Source organism: Hoylesella marshii DSM 16973 = JCM 13450 (assembly GCF_000146675.1).
GTDB classification, from domain to species: Bacteria; Bacteroidota; Bacteroidia; order Bacteroidales; family Bacteroidaceae; genus Prevotella; species Prevotella marshii.
The window spans coordinates 625,492-644,405 of the sequence record NZ_GL397214.1 but is presented as its reverse complement, the minus strand read 5'-3'; the positions used below and the strand labels follow the sequence as shown (position 1 = coordinate 644,405).

Here is an 18,914-nt window from a genome sequence, read left to right as displayed (position 1 = left end):
ATGAATAGAAAATCCCAATCGTTCTTTAGAAGCGGTTGGGATTTTTCATGAATACTATGCGATGCTGTCAATTGAATCTTGCCTCTCCGAATGTGGAATTGTAGACTTACACCAGCATATTTTGATGCGCGATATGTCGGTGTGACGATCAAAAGGTGTACCTTTGCAACGATACTAAAATGGAGTATATAGAAAATATGGAACTGATACTTTCACCTTTGCGGCTGCCCTGCGACAGCACTCGTCCACTCCTCATCGCAGGCCCTTGTTCGGCAGAAACCGAAGAGCAAGTGCTATCCACCGCCCGCGAGTTGGCAGCTTTGGGGTGTCGCATCTTCCGAGCTGGCGTATGGAAACCACGCACGAAGCCCGGAGGCTTTGAGGGAAACGGAGAGCTGGCCTTGCCGTGGATGAAGCGCGTGAAAGAGGAAATGGGCATGTTTGTCGGCACCGAAGTGGCCACGCCCGAACATGTGGAACGATGTATGGCCTATGGCATCGACTTTTTCTGGATAGGAGCGCGTACCTCTGCTAACCCCTTTGCCATGCAGGCCTTAGCCGACGCATTGCGGGGAATCGACCTGCCTGTGTTGGTGAAGAATCCAGTCAATCCCGATCTCGAATTGTGGATAGGTGGCATGGAACGACTCAACCAAGCCGGCATTCGACGGCTCGCAGCCATCCATCGAGGCTTCTCAAGTTACGACAAACATCTCTATCGAAACGCTCCCATGTGGCAAATTCCAATTGAACTGCGGCGTCGTTTTCCTTTCTTGCCCATTATCTGCGATCCAAGTCACATCGGTGGACGCAGAGAGCTTATTGCACCACTCAGCCAACAAGCCATGGATATGGGCTTCGACGGACTGATCGTTGAAAGCCATTGCACCCCCGATGCTGCGTGGAGCGATGCCCGACAACAGCTGACTCCCGATGCGCTCAACGGTATACTTTCCCGATTAGTGGTGCGCAGCAAATCGATACCCTCCGAAAGTTTGCATGCTCTGCGTAGTCAAATCGATGAACTCGACAACGAACTTCTCGAACTGTTGGCCAAACGCATGCGTATCAGTTGTGAAATAGCTCATTATAAGAAAGACCACAACCTCACTGTGCTGCAACCCGCACGTTACAACGAGATATTAGAAACCCGTAGTATTCAGGGCACACGCTGTGGTATGAATGTAAAGTTTGTAAAAAACATCTTTGAGGGAATCCATGAAGAGAGCATACGGCAGCAAATGGAGATCATCAATAAACAGAGCTGATTTACCTGTCGGAAACTTGGCAGGCTAGACTCGAAAAACAAGTGCAACCTTTCTCATTTGGAATAAAATGCGTAACTTTGCCTACCGATAACAAACATGTTTAACATTCTAAATATTAAGGTAAAATGAAAATAGATCAATTCAACTTTGCAGGAAAGAGGGCTATCGTACGTGTAGACTTCAATGTGCCGTTAGATGAAAACGGTCATATAACCGACGATACTCGTATCCGTGGCGCCCTGCCCACACTGAAGAAAATTCTGTCCGACGGCGGTTCGGTGATTATGATGAGCCATATGGGAAAACCCAAAGGAAAGGTAAATGCAAAATTGTCACTCGGACAGATCGTTGGAAACGTGTCCGAGCATCTCGGTGTAAAAGTGAAGTTTGCCGACGACTGTGCCCATGCCGATGAGGCTGCGGCTACTCTGAAACCCGGCGAGGCATTGTTGCTGGAAAATCTGCGCTTCTATCCCGAAGAAGAGGGAAAGCCCGTGGGCATCGACAAAAGCGATCCTGCCTACGACGAGGCGAAGAAAGCCATGAAAGACCAACAAAAAGACTTTGCCAAGAAGTTGGCATCCTATGCCGACGTTTACGTGAACGATGCTTTCGGCACTGCACATCGTCGCCATGCTTCTACCGCTGTGATTGCCGATTACTTCGGCGATGATGCAAAGATGTTGGGTTATCTTATGGAGAAAGAAGTGGCTGCTATCGACAATGTGCTGAAAAACGCAAAGCATCCTTTTACTGCAATTATCGGTGGATCGAAGGTCAGCTCGAAGCTCGGTGTTATACTCAACCTGCTCGAACGGGTAGATAATCTTATCATCGGCGGCGGTATGGCTTACACTTTCATTAAGGCACAAGGCGGGAAGATCGGTAACTCGTTGCATGAAGACGACCTCATAGGCGAGGCACTCAACGTGATAGCCAAGGCCAAAGAGAAAGGTGTGAAGCTGAGTCTGCCAACCGAGACCGTAATCGCCGATACGTTTGCCAATGATGCACAGCGGAAAATTGTACCCACCAATGAAATTCCCGACGGATGGATGGGCATGGACACCGCAGAAGCATCGCTGAAAGAATGGCACGACATCATTCTGCAATCGAAAACCATACTTTGGAACGGCCCCGTAGGCGTGTTTGAGTTTGAGAACTTTGCCCATGGAACCGGTGAGGTAGCTAAATTCGTGGCAGAAGCTACACAGGAGAAAGGTGCCTATTCGTTGGTGGGAGGAGGTGACTCCGTTGCTGCCGTGAATAAGTTCCACTTAGCTGATAAGGTAAGCTATGTGTCTACGGGTGGTGGTGCAATGCTCGAGGCCATAGAGGGGAAAGTGCTCCCCGGTGTAGCTGCCATACAGAAGTAAAGCACAGCGATGGTCAATAACCGTCAGATACAGGCAGGAGAGTGTGTCAAGAAACAGACACATTCTCTTTTTTATGTCTTGTCCTCTGCCTATTTGTATAATTCACTCTCGCTGCTCTTATTCTATTTGTTTTTATTGCTCTTTGTTTGCTGCTTTTGGAGGCTGTTGAACAATAAAGCCTAAGTAGCGATAGACTGCCCACGCAATAATGGAAGTAAGGGCGTAGACGAGCAGGAAGGCGAGGAGAACACGGTGGTAGTGCCCCGAATAGCTCATATTGATGCGTTGGAGCAGAGCGGAAACAATGAGGGGTATGCCGCCAGAAAAGAAGTAGTATACGAGGCTGCGGCGTCCTGTCCATTCCAACCAAGCAACGCTTTTCAGCTGTTTGGCTAAACTTACGAGGAACAGGGTGCATACTACCGCGCATTTAAACGCGAAGCACGTACGGGAAGCTGGACCGACAAGGTGGCAAATAACGAACATACTACCCTACTTGTGGTGGAAAAGCCCCAGCAAACTCGCATCTATATGCTGAAACGCAATAGTGGCAACTACGGACAAGTAAAGGTAACGATTATCATACAGCCGAAATAAAATCTTTCTCACAGCAATGCGAAAAGGGTATATCAATGCTTAAGCAACCCTGAAACATACTCTTATCAGCACAAATAAACCGCTATCAAACTGCTTTTGCTTCGTTTGATAGCGGTTTTTATTATCTTCAAATCTATGCTGACAAGGGTGGTTGTTATTTATTACCTTTTTCCCAACGTTGAAACCTATCCATAAAGAAGAATGCAGAAAACAAGCTTAGTATGGTAAGAACAATGCCAATGGCTGCCCATAGAACCATTTGCAAGAAGGATAGAACTGTTGTTTTTGAGAATTCTGCAAAAGAATAGATGCAATAAGGTAATGTCAGGAAGCTTGTAATGATAACGGGCACATATTTTTGATATACAATCCACTGCACGATATGCATTAAAAGGTGAACGGAATACCCTGTCAATGCAGCAAACCACCATTGATATTCACCTGTCCAAACGGAGCAAAACGAAACAACAGAAATAAGTATGAACTCGTGAGCAGTACCAACGGCAAAGGTGGAAGTGGAATAATCGAAAACTCCTCGTCGGGTAAAGAACGATTCGATTTTAGGGAATCGTTTTCTCAATTCTTCCCTATTCCTGTCTATCCAACGTCTAAACATAATAATTTCCTCGTATTCGTGAACCATAAACACGAAAGGAAGAAGCATCATTATTAAGTTTATTCTTGTCATAACCTCCCTTGTTATTTACTTCAAATTACCGATGTTGTTTTTCCAATCCTCTAAAGTGATTTTGGTAAAATGCTCTGTGCGAACTTCGTTCAGCAATGGAACAGGTTTATTTTCTTCTGTATGGCTGTAAACGAATCCGCATTTCTCTTGTGCTCGTTTCGATTTCTTGTTTCCGTCGTAGTACCCACACCAAACCGTAGTTTGCCGTAAGTTCTCAAAAGCATACCGAAGCAATTCGTTTACAGCTTCAGGAATCAAGCCTTGTCCCCAATAGGGCTCACCAATCCAATAACCTATTTCACACTCATTGTCTGCCATTTTTGCACTGTGGATTTCACTTCTTGCGGTCATTATCCCAATGCTGCCGACAGCTTCGCCAGTTTCTTTCAACACAACCGCATAGGTTTCAGGAGCAGAGAGTACTGCCTTTATAATTTCACGACTGTTCTCTACACTTGTATGCGGTGGCCAACCAGCAATAGGACCAACGTTCGGATTCCGTGCATACTTGTATAATGCTTCAGCATCGCTTTCTTTCCATGCTCTCAATAGCAGGCGTTTTGTTTGTAGTTCCATACTTTTTTCTTATCTTCCACGTTTCTTTATTAGCCTTATTATAAGATTTCTATTGTTTGTTTATTGTGTTTTAATATGTACTTTTATTTTCTTTATCGCCCAATCATAATGGCTTGAAGTTGCTGAAACACTATAAGAACCAAGCGTAGAGGTGCCCGTCCAATCGAATATGCCCTTGTTAAAGAGTTCGTTGTCAGAGAAAGTTGCAATCAATTCCATTACTTGTTGATGGCTTTCTTTTAACATTGCCTTTGCATCTGATAGCGATGTGTTTTGATGTTTCTTCCAAAACTCCACGTTCATTACTGGATATGTTTTCCAATTATAAGGCTCAGGAAGAAAAGATTTGCATTCTCCCTCACGATTGGAGTTTATCCAATTCAGTAACAACTGATGCCATTCATACAGATGAACAAGTACATCGCGCAGATTTTTGTCCCTGCTCCAATGTGCTTCTTTGCCCATTGCAGCCATTTTTTCTGCAAAGGTTGCTGTCTGTAGCTCTTCGCTCATACTGTCTATGAGCTTCCACATCTTCTCAAATTGTCCATTAGCAGATGTTATTAAATCCACTTTTGTTGTTGCTCGTGCCATTGTTTTTTTTATATTTTATCAGTTGAAATAACTCTGAATGTACAAGAGTTAACGGTGATACGGATATGTTCTGTATCATTAGTTATATAATAGTTCTTTCCTTTTTTCAGGAAATGATTCGTGTCTGTATGCATGATAATGTCTGAAATAAAACTTTCTATTTCTTGTGGCGATAGATAAAGTCCGAGCTTTCGGTTTATTCTGTCATACACAAATTTTGTATAACAGAGCTTTTCTATGATGGTTGCTTTCAGCGAATCGTCTATGCTTTCATATTCTTGACCATCTCCTTTTTGCGAAAGACTATCGGCAACCTTTTCTTTTAGTTCGGTTTGGCATTGTTTAATGGTCTTTCCTGCTGTGTCAATGATGATGCGGTTTTTGTGCCACTCGTGATATTCTCGGTTTTCTATGTCGTTCCACACAGGTAGTTTCATATTTGCTACTTCTGCATTTCTCTGTTCTGCACGCTTTTTGTGTTCTGTCTTATCCGAACAAACAACCTCAATGTTTACGAAACGGCAGTTGTTATTGACAGCAACATCTTCCCATTCTCGCCTTGTCAGTTCAATAGGGTTGCAGCAATCAGCCACTACATTGTTGCCTAATTGCAGATTGTCGGCTGCCATACGATATGCCAACCGATAGCCTTCCCCCTCAACATCGATACGACACAAGTCTTTCAAGCCTTGTTCAATGGTATCAATGCGTAGGTAAACCGCTCCGAAATGCTTTACAACAGACATTGCAAGCGTGGATTTTCCTACTGCTGGCAGTCCAGAGAATATAAAGAGGATAGCTTTATTCATAGTGCGCCTACATATAAAAAACTTTCTTTACATTATATAATGATTGCTATTTAAATCTGCAAGCCATTAAAAGAATGCTTTTGGATAATTCTTTTACTCTTCAGCAAGAGTTGATTTTGGACAAAATTAGTAGTTAATACTGGCATTATAAAAAATGATAGGTTAAAAAAATAAAACGTGGATAATCATTTAGAATTGCTTGTTAGGTAAATTACTTACACGTAAAGAAATATTTACTTACACGTAGAAAAATATTTCTTTACGTGTAGATAAATTATTATTTACACGTAAGTAATTTGGGAAAGAAGAATTTTGTGGGGTATTTTCGTGGTGGTTTACGCTTTGTTTGCTGCTTTTGAAGGCTGTTGAACGATAAAGCCTAAGTAGCGATAGACTGCCCACGCAATAATGGAAGTAAGGGCGTAGACGAGCAGGAAGGCAAGAAGAACACGGTGGTAGTGCCCCGAATAGCCCATATCGGTGCGTTGGAGCAGGGCGGAAACAATGAGGGGTATGCCGCCTGAAAAGAAGTAGTAGACGAGGCTGCGGCGTCCTGTCCATTCCAACCAAGCAACGCTTTTCAGCTGTTTGGCTAAACTTACGAGGAACAGGGTGCATACAAGGGCATCGAAAACAAATACGTACCAATTGTTTATGCGTATGGGTTCGACAAGCAGAGTTATGCCCTGCGTATGTTCATATACTTTTATGATAACTAAAAGTATAAAGAGAAAGAATGATGATGATAGGTTGTGGAAACGGTGGAAAACGCTTTCCCACTTGTGGTAGAAGTAGCCAAAACAGAGAATGGGCAATGCCATACAGGCGTTTTCTATTTGCCAATAAAGGTCGGAACAATGTGTGGAAAGAAGATAACAAGCTGCTGAGGCTGCAAGGGCGGGTATTGACAGCCCCCAAGTTTTGCCTTTGCACGCCCATAACACTGTGGAAAACACGATTTCTGCAACGATGAGGGCAGCTACAAACCAAGATGCTTGCCCCGTGAGGACGGAGAACAGGGTGTCGGAAATGTCGAAATCGTGTGCGAAAGCTTTCGGAATGGCAATGAAAGTGGTGAACAGGAAGTAGGGCAACAGCAGGTAGCGCGCGATGTAGGTGAGCTTATGGCGCAGCGAAAATGGTGTTTCCTTGTAGAAAAGATAGCCTGAGAGAAAGAAAAAGGCGACCAACACATTGGCTACATAGTAGTTGTAGCCGATGATATTGTCGCCTGTGTAGTATATTTCGGTATGGTCGAGCAATATAGCTACCATACAGAAGCCCCGCAAAAGGTCTATCCAGTGTTTGCGCTTGGGTTTCGTTAGTTCACGATTGCTATCTTGCATATATAACATGAGTTAGCAGCTATTGCGGGGCTTTTGGTATCCGTGAGATATTACAAAGCTACTGATACAGATATCTTTTGATGCTTTTCTTGGGCGTTTTCTCGAATTCCTCTTCGTGAAGTTTGATGGCCGAGAGTTTGCAGTATGCCGGAATCATGGCGTTTAGTTCGCGGCAGTTCTGTGTCATCACGTTTTCTAAATCCTCAACGGTCAGTCCGAGTGTTTTGGCCTCGTCGTAGTCAGGATGCACAAGTCCTACGAGCCGTTCGCCCTCTTGTATGACGAGACTTTCGCTTACGAGTGCCATGGAGTTGAGTTTGTCTTCTATCTCTTCGGGGTAAATGTTCTGTCCATTAGAGCCGAGTAGCATGTTTTTGCTGCGTCCCTTGATGAACACGTTGCCTTCTTCATCCATCTGGCCGAGGTCTCCCGTGTGGTACCATCCCTCGGTATCTATCACTTCGCGGGTAGCCTCCTCGTTCTTGTAGTAGCCCAACATGACGTTGAGTCCACGGGCAAGGATTTCGCCGGGCACATGCTGCGGGTCATTGCTGTCTATCTTTACCTCCATGTGTATGACGGCACGTCCACAAGAACCGGGTACAAAGGTTTGATAGTCGGCGTAAGTGATGATGGGTGCACACTCCGTGGCACCGTAGCCCACAGTGTAGGGGAAGTCTATCTTATGCAGGAATTGCTCCACCTCTTGATTGAAAGCTGCTCCACCGATGATGATTTCGTAGAATCGACCTCCGAAAGCATTCATCACTTGCTCGCATATCTTTTGGTTTACTTTTTTGTTGATGACCGGCATGCCCAACAGCAAACGCATCTTGTTGTTTTGTATCTTGGGGAATACTTTCTTGCGGATAATCTTCTCGATAATGAGGGGCACGGCGATGATAATAGTGGGGCGAACATCGGCAAAGGCTTGTGCAATGATGGCGGGGCTGGGAATACGGGTGAGGAAGAAGATGTGGCAGCCGGAGCAGAACTCGAACAGGAACTCGAATGCCATGCCATACATGTGCGCCATGGGTAGAATACTGATGATGCTATCGCCGTGGTGCACCTTGTCGCCTAATACATGGAACGCAAAGTCGAGGTTGCTCCAAAGGGCTCGGTAGGGTATCATCACGCCTTTTGAAAAGCCTGTGGTACCGCTGGTATAGTTAATGAGTGCCAGCTCATCGGGACTCTGCTCACGATAATACTTCACGTGTTCGGCGCGGAAATACTTGGGGTATTTTTTTCCAAAGATTTCGTTGAGATGCTCGCGGGCATAGGTGAGGCGGTCGGTACGCGATATGACAAGCGAATAGTCGGGAATGTAGACAATGCCTTCAAGGGCAGGCATCTTGGTGGCATCTACTTCGGTAGCTACAACATCGCCAACAAAGAGCAGTTTGGCATCGCTGTGGTTCACAATGTGGTGTATCTGGTCGGGCGTAAACTCGTGGAGGATAGGCACGGCGATGGCACCATACGTGAGAGTAGCAAGGAAAGCCACGCCCCAATGGGCGCAGTTTCTGCCACATAGGGCAATCTTGTCGCCCTTTACTATTCCGCTGTGTTCAAACAGAATGTGTAGTTTCTCAATCTTCCGTGCCACGTCGTTGTATTGTAACGTCGCTCCTTGATAGTCTGTCAGTGCGTTGAGGTGCCAGTGTTCGGTGATACTTTTTTCTATATAAGCGTTGAAAGAGGGTATGGTTTTCATTGCACAAATCATAAAAATTTGTGCAAAGATAATGCTTTTATTGCACACTTCAAAATAATTTGTGCCGTTTTGTAGAGCGCGATGAAGCCCATCCAATGTCATTCCATGCTATACGATTGAGAATAATATGGGTTGTAGAAGTGATTTCCGAGGTATTCTTTTGGCGAATCTTATGAAAATATGTACCTTTGGCACTCCGTCTTATTGACGAAAAAGAACAATTGATAAACGAATAGAAACGTATGAAGCATCTTACTGCAAAGGGCGCGTTGACTGCTCTTCTCTTTTTACAGACTACTTTTCCCACTCACCTTTTTGCAGTTCCTGAAGGTACAGTGCCGCCATCGAAGCCCACTTCCACACAGACGGATGCCCGTCTCGGAACAGATACCCGCACAGATAGCATCGACGACGCACTGCTCAGTGACGACCTTTCCACTGACACGGCCTCCCTCGAAACCTCTGAAGAGAGTATGGGATTCCATCAGGCGTTGAAAACAAAATTTATTGAAGGAAATGCCGGCTTCATGTCACTTGTCGCCTTAGCATTAGTCATCGGTTTGGCATTTTGTATCGAACGCATCATTTATCTCAGTCTTTCAGAGATTGACGCCAAGCGATTTATGAGAGATTTAGACAGCAAAATTACCGCCAATGATATGGAAGGAGCTAAAGAACTCTGCCGAACCACACGCGGCCCGGTAGCTTCCATCTGCTACCAAGGCCTCGTGCGCATCCACGAATCATTAGACAACATCGAACGTTCGGTTGCCTCTTACGGAGCGGTTCAGGCTGCCAACCTCGAAAAAGGATGTTCGTGGATAACGCTCTTCATAGCCATGGCGCCTTCGTTGGGCTTCTTGGGAACGGTTATCGGCATGGTAATGGCCTTTGACCAGATACAACAGGCCGGTGATATCAGTCCCACTATTGTGGCATCGGGCATGAAAGTGGCGCTCATTACAACCATTTTCGGTATCATTGTAGCCCTTATCTTGCAAGTGTTCTACAATTATATTCTATCGAAAATCGAGCATCTCACGGCGCAGATGGAAGAGTCGGCCATTGCTTTGCTCGATGCCATTGCCAAACACAAGCTGAGAGGATGAAACGACTACACATCAACCAACTCACTACCGAGCAACTGTCGCAGTACGTATTGTATCTGCTGATAGCCTTATCTTTGCTCGTTTTCGGAGCATTTTACCTCGTGGGATACGACCATCCCTTTGCCGAAAATCCCGTTTTCAATGCTCCACTGCTCACGGATGCTGTGCTGGTGCTGGTCGGACTCCTTCTTATCTCAACCGTGACACTCACTGTCTATACCATTGTTACGACCCTACGCCATCGTCATCGGACAGCCTCAGACGACAATGGCATTCCCTCTATCAGACTATCTTACGGCATTGCTGGTCTTACACTCTTGTTGCTGGTCGTCACGTTTTTGGCAGGTTCGCCGAACGCTCTTCAAATCAACGGTCATACTTACGCAGATACACTCTGGCTCAAGACGGCCGACATGTTTGTCGTCACAGGTAGCATGCTCATCGTTTTAGCAGTGGCAACAGTCATTTTCGGTGCCACTCGGTATTATAGAAAGAAGCAACATGTGGAAAAGAAATAGGCGCAGAGTACCTCAACTCAATACGACTTCAACGGCAGACATCTCATTTATGCTGTTGATATTGTTTCTTGTCACCACGTCAATGGATGTAGATAAAGGACTATCGCGCAGACTTCCTCCGCCCGAACCTCCCCGTCAGGAGCATCACCAGACCGACATTGATCGTCGCGATGTGCTCTCCTTGCGCATCACAGCAGATAATCGACTGCTGTGTAATGATGTTCCCATGCCCTTGCAACAAGTCCACAAACGAGTAGAAGCCTTTATCACGGAGCGTGGAAAACGGCATGTTATCGAAGTGGAAGCCGACCGCAATGCCCGTTATGACACCTATTTTGCGCTGCAAAACGAATTAGTTGCCGTCTACAACGACCTGCGCAATCGTTTGTCGAAAAAGCGTTACGGTCGTGCCTTTGCCCTTTTAGATGAAGACCGCCAAGAAACGATACGCCACGATGTGCCGCAACGCATTTCCGAGCGTTATCTTCAAAAGGAAGGAGGCCATCCATGAGTATCTACCGCCGCCGCATGCAAGGTGTTCCGAGCTTAAATACCGCTTCCTTGCCTGACCTTATTTTCACCGTACTCTTTTTCTTTATGATTGTCACCCACATGCGTAAGACCACGCTGAAGGTGAAATATCGCGTGCCCGCAGGTACGGAACTCACCAAGCTCACCAAGAAATCAGCTGTTTCCTATATATATATAGGTCGTTCGGAAGACGGGAAAACACGCATTCAACTCAACGACAAATATGCTGAACCGGCAGAGATTACTGATTATATGGTAGCCGAACGCAACCGTATGTCTCCCGAAGATGTGCAAGCAATGACAGTCTCTATCAAGGCCGACCGTAGCACTTCCATGGGTGTCATTGCCGACGTAAAGCAAGCCCTCCGACGTGCCAATGCTTTAAATATCAATTATTCGGCCACCTCACACAAGCGTCGGCAATAGACTTTTCATGGACGAGCTACTTTAAAGCATAGCTATTACAGCCTTATCCCTTAGCTTTGATACCGTCAGAGCATAGCTTTTACACGCTCAAAGCTATGCTCTTTCAGATACGTCTCTATCATGTTGTTATTCAATGACTTATATGTATGGTCAGAAAGGGTAGGGAACAGCCTACTTATTCCACCGCTTTTTTGTATTGTTTCATCAGCCATTGTTGTTGTTCGGCAATGCTTAGATGGCTGTTGTCCAATTCTATGGCATCGGCCGCTTTGCACAATGGCGACACGGAACGATGGCTATCGATGTAGTCACGTTCTTTTACATTTTGCAAAATGGTATCATAATCAGCAGGTATGCCTTTGTCTCGAAGTTCATCGAAGCGGCGTTGGGCGCGTACTTCGGCAGTTGCCGTGACAAAAATCTTCAGCTCTGCTTGCGGAAACACTACCGTACCGATGTCTCTTCCGTCCATAACAAGGCCTTTCTCTCTGCCCATTTGTTGCTGCTGGGCTACGAGAGCTTGTCGTACAAAGGGAATGGCAGCGATGAGGCTGACGTGCTGAGATACCTCCATAGTACGTATTTCCTGTTCCACATTCTCGTTGTTGAGGTATGTTTCGGGGCGTCCTGTCTCATGATTGAGGATAAACGAAATGTGAATATCTTTCATCCTATCTCGCAATTTATCCGTATTTACCTTCCCCTCGCTATCGAATAAGCCGTTACGCAGGGCAAACAACGTGACCGAACGATACATGGCACCCGTATCTACATAAATATAACCGATTTCATGTGCCAGATTTTTAGCCATTGTACTTTTTCCACACGATGAAAAACCATCGATGGCGATGATTATCTTCTTCATTTCTTTAAAATGTATATGCAAGGTTTAGAATGAGCGATGATGAGGATATGTGGTATTTCCCATAGGCCAAATGCAGTTTAAAACGGTCGAGTTGTAGGCCGGTACCTAAAGAGAAGCCCGCTCCATGACTGCTTTTTTCTTCATCCTTTCCTGTTTTCATTTCGTGCGAACGACGGAAATTATAACCGGCTGCAATGTAAACATGGTCTGAAAGGATGGCATCTACGCCTGCAACAAGATGGTCGATACCCTTGCCATTCCATTGATGGAGGTCTACAAACGCAGCCGACAGTCGGAAAGGAGTACCGATAACGCGTTTGCTTACACCTATTTGTAGGTCGAAAGGCATTTTTTCGTAGGTCTCATTGTAGGCCTTCAACTGCCCGCCGAGGTTTTTCGCAACGGCAGAAAGGCTCCATTGGCGGTCTGGGTCATAGTAATTGATACCTAAATCCACACCTACGGCAAGCGAGTTGTAATCTCCTATGTAAGAAGTAATGAACTTGGCCGTGATACCGCCTATTATTCGTTCAGACAGTTCGTAAGAGAATGTGCCGCCAAGCACAATGTCTTTTGCAGAAAATTCTCCCGTCTTTATATTGTTTTCGTCGGTTTCAGCCATCTTACCGTAGTTGATATACTGCACTGTAGCTGCCACCGTACCCTGTTTTCCTGTAGTTCTCACATAGGCGGCGCTACCGAATTGTACACCGCTCATATAGTTCATGTAGTTGAAATTCAGTGTTTTATCGCTGACGGAGCCTAACAATGCGGGATTGTTGAATAGCAATGAGGCATCGTCGGCTATGAGCGTAATATTGTCTCCGCCAAGTGCAGCCGCATGGGCGCTTACCGGTAGGCGCAGAAAGTTATACTCTGTTCGGCTTTCTTGAGCCATACAGAGAACTGGAGAAACGATGAATAAGATGCCCAAAACGACTTTTTTCATCTGTGATGATTAAATTGTGGACAAAGATACACCTTTTTTCAAATATCTGAATTATATTTGTATGGCGAAATGATAGACTTCATCATAATTTAGTAAAATAATGCCAACCGACCGGTGATATATCTTTTGAGAAGATAAGGATATGGAAATTCCGTACAGAAACAATGCGGGAGCGGGGGAGACGGTAAGAGAAAAATGGAAGAAAAGAAATCACCGATAGCCGATTTAGACAGTAAAAGAGGTACGGGCTTTCTGCTTGGACTTGTTGTAGCTTTGGCATTGTTGCTCACGTTGCTTGAATTTAGGAGTAGTGGAAGCAGCATTGAGGAAGCTGATGACGTGTTGGACAATCTTTCGGAAGACGTGGAAATGTTGCCTGCCGTTAGGCAACAAGATATGATTGCTGCTACTCCCATGCAGTCGAAAGAACCTTCTGAGCGATTAAACAAGGTCGATAGGGTGGAAAAAGCGAATGTTTCGCTTTCCGTTACGCCGGCTCCACTTGTTTCATTGGAAGGAGACGGTTCGCTGAAACCACAGGACGATACACCGTCGCCCATGGCATCAGCAGCCATGGACAATGATAATAAACCCTTGAATTTCCGCGTGGTGCAGCAAATGCCTGAGTTTCCCGGAGGGATGGTTTACTTGATGAAATGGCTGACAAAGAACTTGAAATACCCGGCACGTGCCCAACAGCAGAAAATTCAGGGACGTGTAATCGTGTCGTTCATCGTAAACAAAGACGGGATAATTGCAGATGCAAAAGTCATTAAGTCTGTAGATGACGATTTAGACCGTGAAGCCATGCGCGTAATACGTATGATGCCAAAGTGGAAACCGGGTATTCAGAACGATAAACCATGTCGTACCATGGTGGCGATACCTATTGTCTTTAAACTTTAATCTTATACAACGATGATGACATCCGATGCTATTCTGGATATGTTTAATCGCTACTTGGAGGGTCAAAACTACGACCGTAGCCCCAAGAGTTTATATGAGCCGATTAAGTATGTGCTTTCAATGGGCGGAAAACGTATCCGTCCCACCCTTATGCTTTTGGCTTACAACTTGTATAAAGATGACCCCGAAAGCATTCTTTCTACGGCTTGTGCTATAGAAACATATCATAATTATACATTGTTGCACGACGACCTGATGGACCATGCCGATGTTAGACGTGGACGTGCCACTGTTCATAAGCGTTGGGGAGCCAATACAGCCATCTTATCGGGCGATTCTATGCTGGTGTTAGCTTATGAACGCTTAGCCCGATGTAGGGCAGACAAGCTGAAAGATATTCTTGATCTCTTTACGGAAACGGCACTTGAGATAGGAGAGGGGCAAGAGTTTGATATGTCGTTTGAGCAGCGTGATGACGTGAAAGAAGAAGAATATATTGAAATGATACGCTTGAAAACAAGTGTATTGTTAGCCTGTGCCATGAAAATGGGAGCTATTCTGGCTGATGCTCCGCCTGCTGATGCTGAAAATCTATATAAGTTTGGCGAACAGATTGGGCTCGCCTTTCAGTTACAAGACGACTTTTTAGACGTGTATGGAGACCCTAAACTCTTTGGAAAAGCAATTGGAGGAGACATCGTTTCCAACAAAAAAACTTACATGCTCATCAATGCTTTCGCTAAAGCAGATAAAAAACAGCGAGAAGAATTGATGACATGGATAGGAAAAACGGATTTTGATAACAATGAAAAGGTAGAGACTGTGACCCGTCTTTACAATGAAATAGGAATCGATAAATTGGCTATTGAGAAGATAGATTATTATTTCGGAGAGAGCAGGAAGTATCTGTCTGCTGTTGAAGTCCCTGTCTCCCGTAAAGCGGAATTAACCCGATATGCCGATAACATGATGCGAAGAAAATACTGATTGATACGTTTTTAACAAATGGAAATGATTGATACGCATGCTCATCTTGATGGTGAAGAGTTCAATGAAGACCTTTCCGAAGTAGTGGAACGCGCCCTCAAAGCCGGTGTAAATAAAGTTTGTCTGCCGGCAATCAACTTTTCCTCGGTGACAACGATTGAGGCCGTTTGTCGTCGATACCCAGATTTTGCTTATCCGATGATAGGTCTTCATCCTGAAGAAGTGAAAGAAGATTGGGAAGAGGTTTTGACTATGATGAGGGGAAAACTGTTGGAAAATTTAACAAACACTACTGATAGAACTTTTAAATATATTGCCGTGGGGGAAGTGGGCTTGGATTTTTACTGGTCAAAAACTTACCGACAAGAACAACTTTCAGCATTTGAAGAGCAAGTGAAATGGTCTGTTGAAACCCGATTACCTCTTTCCATACATTGCAGAAAGGCACAAAATGAAATGGTACATATACTGAAACGCTATGCCAAAGAATTGCCCGGCGGAGTATTCCACTGCTTCACCGGTAATGAAAAAGAAGCTGCTGAATTGTTGAACTTCGAGCGTTTCGTTCTTGGTATTGGAGGCGTTTTGACATTCAAAAAAAGTCATTTGCCTGAAGTTCTTCCCCAAATACCCATTGAAAGAATCGTGTTGGAAACCGATTCGCCGTATATGGCACCCGTACCGATGAGAGGTAAGCGAAACGAGAGTGCATATGTACGGTATATTTTACAAAAGATGGCTGAATGTTATGATATTTCAGAGGAGGAAGTCGCCCGTATCACAACAGCCAATGCCTTGCGAATTTTCAATATATAGCAAGCACATCAAATCTTTAAAGAACTTTAAAAATACCATTATCTTACCCGTAATAACAGGAAAAAAGATAATTTTGCAACCGCAAATCGAAAGGAGAAATGCTCGAGTGGTTGAAGAGGCACGCCTGGAAAGCGTGTAAACGTCTAAAGCGTTTCGGGGGTTCGAATCCCCCTTTCTCCGCTTTAGGTACTCTGAAATGAACATCAGAGAGAAATCTAAGAAAATCGTAAGTATCATAGCTACAAGTAGTTATGATACTTTTCTTTTATACCCATCCCAAATTTCAGAGTATGCACGGAGGGGGCAGAAACTCCCAAAATGCTCTAAAAAGGCTACAATCAGGCTACACATTTTCAAGGCAAAATAAAAATGTAGCCAAGAGTACATACAGAGTACATAAGGAGTATGCGTAAATTACTGCTATTCAAACAAATATGTTGAACTTTGCAGCGTGATTACAGAGGTGTTTTTGTTACCATACACCACTTCGGGCAACAATGTGTCCGACAAGCCACGGCTACAGATGGCAGGTGTTAGGACAAGACTTCTGTTCAGGCTACAACTAAAAGCAGTAAAATGTATGAAAGCTATTTTCAGAGCAGTCTTCTATCTCAGAAGCAATTATGTGAACAAGGAGGGCAAGACCCCCGTCATGCTGAGAATTTATCTCAACAACGAACGCCTTTCCATCGGCTCGACGGGCATTGCTGTCCAACAGTCCCAATGGGACAGGGAGAAGGAACGGTTGAAGGGAAGGACAACTGAAGCACTTTCCACCAACCTCGAACTTGACAACATTCAGAGCGGACTCCAGACCATCTTCAAGAAAGTCGAGATGACGGACGAGGTGTCCTTGGAGCGTATCAAGTCGGAGTATCTTGGTAAGAAGGAGGATGTGGATACCCTAATGAGCCTCTTCAATAAGCACAACAGTGACGTTGCACGGCAGGTAGGCGTGTCGGTCGAAGCTGCAACCTTACAGAAATACAACGTCTGCAAGAAACACTTCTCAAATTTCCTTCGTGACAAATACGGTCGATCTGACATCCGCCTGTCCGAACTCGGCTATATCGTGATACACGACTTCGACATTTATCTTAGAACGGTTGTCGGGCAGAATCCCAACACCGCCACGAGGATGATGAAAACTTTCAAGACAATCACCATTCTGGGCAGGAAACTTGGTGTTCTGCACCATGATCCGTTCCTCAACATCCGTTTTCACATGGAACCGGTCAATCGTGGATTCCTCACAGACGAGGAAATCCTTAAAATTGCCAACAAGGATTTCGGCATCGGTCGTTTGGAACTTGTAAGGGACGTGTTCGTGTTTTCGTGCTTCACGGGACTTGCGTACATAGACGTGTACAACCTCGCTCCGGAAAACATCGTCACGCTCAACGGCAAGCAGTGGATAATGACCAAACGGCAGAAGACGAGCGTGGAGACCAACGTTCTTTTACTCGATATACCCAAGAGCATCATTGCAAAATATAGTGGTAAGACCTATCGTGACGGCAAACTTTTCCCCATGCTGACGAATCAAAAACTGAACAGTTATCTGAAAGAAATTGCTGATATTTGTGGCATCAAGAAGAACCTGACCTTCCACCTCGCCCGGCACACATTTGCCACGATGTCACTCAGTAAGGGCGTACCCATCGAGTCGGTTTCAAAAATGCTGGGACACACCAACATTAAAACTACTCAGCTCTACGCCCGTATTACCAATAAGAAGATAGAACACGATATGGATGAACTGGCTGACAAGTTGGGTACTTTCAATACGGCATTAGGCATTTCCTCAAAATAATGTATATAATTCTAAAATTTTGAATTTATGACAACAACAAAGAAAGAACTTTCCTACTTCCGTCTGAAGTTGGAAGCGTATCTCGGAGAGCATTTCCCTGAGAGAGAGAATGACAATGCGTTTGTAACCGCTCGCGCAGACGAGGCATTGACGGCTTACTGCGATGCCGTGGCGCAAGGGTTCTCCTACCCCGAAGCAGAGACGATGGCAAGCGAGGTGCTGTACCACGACCTACACTTCTCAAAGTATGATACCATTGTTTCCGTACTGGAGCAGGAGTTTGAGAAGGAACTGCCAAGTCCGCTTCCCGAAAGGTTAGCACTAATCCTGCTGAAAAACAAGGCAATTCAAGCGGTATTTGCTAAGTACGAACTCACAGACAACTTTGCGGCAGGTACAGAATACGACAAACTGTACACCGAACTGACTGGTACAATCGTGCTGCTCATTGAGGTCAATGGTCTGCCGACGATAGGCGGTGAGAACATGGCTTGATACTTCACCATCGGGGGCTTTTGTAGTATCAAGAGCCAAGATAAACGCTCCACTCCACACGTCAAGAGTTTTGCAAACACTTGTCTTTGTGTAGTCTGCGCATCTTGTTATCGCTCTTGAAACTATTAAAAGCCCCGATTATGAATACAATCATCATGAATCAAGACGTGCACACACCTGCCTTCATCAAGGCAGACGTATCGAACAAAACCGAGAGGAACAGGCAGCAGCCGACTTCTCCCAAGCAAGTCCGCCGCTTCGGTTGGACACGCTTCATCGAACTCGCTGTTCTGCTTTCCATCGTTATCGGTGCGGTTTACCTCATCTCGAAGATAGTTACGCCGCAAGTCGTAACCGCCGTTTCGGTTATTCTCGGTTTCCTGATACTACGCTTCATTGTCAGAGTGATACTGCAAGTAACCTTTACAATCCTGCGTTGGCTGTTCTGGCTTGCCGTCATCTTGGCAATCCTGCTCTGTGTGCTCTAAGGCACAAGGAAAGATATTCTTCGATTCATTCTTCTTT

Annotated in this window: 21 protein-coding genes, 1 tRNA gene and 1 pseudogene; 14 read left to right on the top strand and 9 right to left on the bottom strand. The window is 45.1% G+C overall.

Going from position 1 to position 18,914, the window contains the following annotated elements:
* Nucleotides 1–197: 197 nt before the first annotated feature.
* Together HMPREF0658_RS02755 and HMPREF0658_RS02750 are read left to right on the top strand one after the other, a co-directional pair.
* Complete coding sequence (locus HMPREF0658_RS02755; RefSeq protein WP_040557821.1) at nt 198–1,268, top strand: bifunctional 3-deoxy-7-phosphoheptulonate synthase/chorismate mutase type II; 1,071 nt, start codon at nt 198–200, stop codon at nt 1,266–1,268.
* Between the two features lie 125 nt (nt 1,269–1,393).
* Entirely contained in the window at nt 1,394–2,644 is a 1,251-nt protein-coding gene (locus HMPREF0658_RS02750) for a phosphoglycerate kinase (RefSeq protein ID WP_006948398.1), read from the top strand.
* A gap of 132 nt (nt 2,645–2,776) precedes the next feature.
* Here the strand turns inward: HMPREF0658_RS02750 and HMPREF0658_RS02745 are convergent.
* Nucleotides 2,777–3,070: pseudogene (locus HMPREF0658_RS02745) on the bottom strand (acyltransferase family protein); the annotation flags it as partial.
* A 42-nt stretch (nt 3,071–3,112) separates the two neighbouring features.
* Here HMPREF0658_RS02745 and HMPREF0658_RS11910 point away from each other — a divergent pair.
* On the top strand, nt 3,113–3,241 hold the full coding sequence (locus HMPREF0658_RS11910) for a hypothetical protein (RefSeq protein ID WP_262502306.1): 129 nt from the start codon (nt 3,113–3,115) through the stop codon (nt 3,239–3,241).
* 154 nt (nt 3,242–3,395) lie between these two features.
* On the opposite strand, the gene HMPREF0658_RS02740 is transcribed toward HMPREF0658_RS11910, so the two are convergent.
* The 6 genes from HMPREF0658_RS02740 to HMPREF0658_RS02715 form a co-directional block, all read right to left on the bottom strand.
* Entirely contained in the window at nt 3,396–3,929 is a 534-nt protein-coding gene (locus HMPREF0658_RS02740; RefSeq protein ID WP_006948395.1) for an HXXEE domain-containing protein, read from the bottom strand.
* A gap of 15 nt (nt 3,930–3,944) precedes the next feature.
* A complete protein-coding gene (locus HMPREF0658_RS02735; RefSeq protein ID WP_004363259.1) occupies nt 3,945–4,505 on the bottom strand; it encodes a GNAT family N-acetyltransferase in 561 nt (186 codons plus the stop codon).
* Nucleotides 4,506–4,565: 60 nt separating this feature from the next.
* On the bottom strand, nt 4,566–5,099 hold the full coding sequence (locus HMPREF0658_RS02730; RefSeq protein WP_004363257.1) for a ClbS/DfsB family four-helix bundle protein: 534 nt from the start codon (nt 5,097–5,099) through the stop codon (nt 4,566–4,568).
* Between the two features lie 8 nt (nt 5,100–5,107).
* The gene (locus HMPREF0658_RS02725; protein WP_006948394.1) at nt 5,108–5,908 is read right to left on the bottom strand and encodes a DUF3781 domain-containing protein; all 801 of its coding nucleotides are present in this window, start codon (nt 5,906–5,908) and stop codon (nt 5,108–5,110) included.
* A gap of 335 nt (nt 5,909–6,243) precedes the next feature.
* Complete coding sequence (locus HMPREF0658_RS02720; RefSeq protein WP_024990790.1) at nt 6,244–7,254, bottom strand: acyltransferase family protein; 1,011 nt, start codon at nt 7,252–7,254, stop codon at nt 6,244–6,246.
* 58 nt (nt 7,255–7,312) lie between these two features.
* The gene (locus HMPREF0658_RS02715) at nt 7,313–8,974 is read right to left on the bottom strand and encodes an AMP-binding protein (RefSeq protein ID WP_024990789.1); all 1,662 of its coding nucleotides are present in this window, start codon (nt 8,972–8,974) and stop codon (nt 7,313–7,315) included.
* Between the two features lie 242 nt (nt 8,975–9,216).
* Here HMPREF0658_RS02715 and HMPREF0658_RS02710 point away from each other — a divergent pair, with 242 nt between their 5' ends.
* From HMPREF0658_RS02710 to HMPREF0658_RS02695, 4 genes are read left to right on the top strand one after another with little or no spacing between them, the layout of a single operon-like run.
* Complete coding sequence (locus HMPREF0658_RS02710) at nt 9,217–10,083, top strand: MotA/TolQ/ExbB proton channel family protein (protein ID WP_006948391.1); 867 nt, start codon at nt 9,217–9,219, stop codon at nt 10,081–10,083.
* Nucleotides 10,080–10,601, top strand: a complete 522-nt coding sequence (locus HMPREF0658_RS02705) for a hypothetical protein (protein ID WP_006948390.1) — start codon at nt 10,080–10,082, stop codon at nt 10,599–10,601. The genes HMPREF0658_RS02710 and HMPREF0658_RS02705 overlap by 4 nt, the downstream gene beginning before the upstream one ends.
* Entirely contained in the window at nt 10,585–11,112 is a 528-nt protein-coding gene (locus tag HMPREF0658_RS02700) for an ExbD/TolR family protein (RefSeq protein WP_024990787.1), read from the top strand. Before HMPREF0658_RS02705 ends, HMPREF0658_RS02700 begins: the two co-directional genes overlap by 17 nt.
* Entirely contained in the window at nt 11,109–11,558 is a 450-nt protein-coding gene (locus HMPREF0658_RS02695) for an ExbD/TolR family protein (RefSeq protein ID WP_006948388.1), read from the top strand. Before HMPREF0658_RS02700 ends, HMPREF0658_RS02695 begins: the two co-directional genes overlap by 4 nt.
* 175 nt (nt 11,559–11,733) lie before the next feature.
* On the opposite strand, the gene cmk is transcribed toward HMPREF0658_RS02695, so the two are convergent.
* Nucleotides 11,734–12,423, bottom strand: a complete 690-nt coding sequence (cmk, locus tag HMPREF0658_RS02690; RefSeq protein WP_006948386.1) for a (d)CMP kinase — start codon at nt 12,421–12,423, stop codon at nt 11,734–11,736.
* A gap of 4 nt (nt 12,424–12,427) precedes the next feature.
* Complete coding sequence (porQ, locus tag HMPREF0658_RS02685; RefSeq protein WP_006948385.1) at nt 12,428–13,372, bottom strand: type IX secretion system protein PorQ; 945 nt, start codon at nt 13,370–13,372, stop codon at nt 12,428–12,430.
* A 195-nt stretch (nt 13,373–13,567) separates the two neighbouring features.
* Between porQ and HMPREF0658_RS02680 the strand changes: the two genes are divergently transcribed.
* The 7 genes from HMPREF0658_RS02680 to HMPREF0658_RS02650 all read left to right on the top strand — a co-directional run bounded on the left by HMPREF0658_RS02680 (nt 13,568) and on the right by HMPREF0658_RS02650 (nt 18,877).
* Entirely contained in the window at nt 13,568–14,278 is a 711-nt protein-coding gene (locus HMPREF0658_RS02680; protein WP_006948384.1) for an energy transducer TonB, read from the top strand.
* 12 nt (nt 14,279–14,290) lie between these two features.
* Complete coding sequence (locus HMPREF0658_RS02675) at nt 14,291–15,265, top strand: polyprenyl synthetase family protein (protein ID WP_006948383.1); 975 nt, start codon at nt 14,291–14,293, stop codon at nt 15,263–15,265.
* Nucleotides 15,266–15,283: 18 nt separating this feature from the next.
* On the top strand, nt 15,284–16,081 hold the full coding sequence (locus tag HMPREF0658_RS02670) for a TatD family hydrolase (RefSeq protein ID WP_006948382.1): 798 nt from the start codon (nt 15,284–15,286) through the stop codon (nt 16,079–16,081).
* A 92-nt stretch (nt 16,082–16,173) separates the two neighbouring features.
* Nucleotides 16,174–16,261 (top strand) — tRNA-Ser (locus HMPREF0658_RS02665).
* Between the two features lie 400 nt (nt 16,262–16,661).
* On the top strand, nt 16,662–17,894 hold the full coding sequence (locus HMPREF0658_RS02660) for a site-specific integrase (RefSeq protein ID WP_040557632.1): 1,233 nt from the start codon (nt 16,662–16,664) through the stop codon (nt 17,892–17,894).
* 27 nt (nt 17,895–17,921) lie between these two features.
* Nucleotides 17,922–18,389, top strand: a complete 468-nt coding sequence (locus HMPREF0658_RS02655) for a DUF1896 domain-containing protein (RefSeq protein WP_006948380.1) — start codon at nt 17,922–17,924, stop codon at nt 18,387–18,389.
* 140 nt (nt 18,390–18,529) lie between these two features.
* Entirely contained in the window at nt 18,530–18,877 is a 348-nt protein-coding gene (locus HMPREF0658_RS02650; RefSeq protein WP_006948379.1) for a hypothetical protein, read from the top strand.
* Nucleotides 18,878–18,914: the final 37 nt, after the last annotated feature.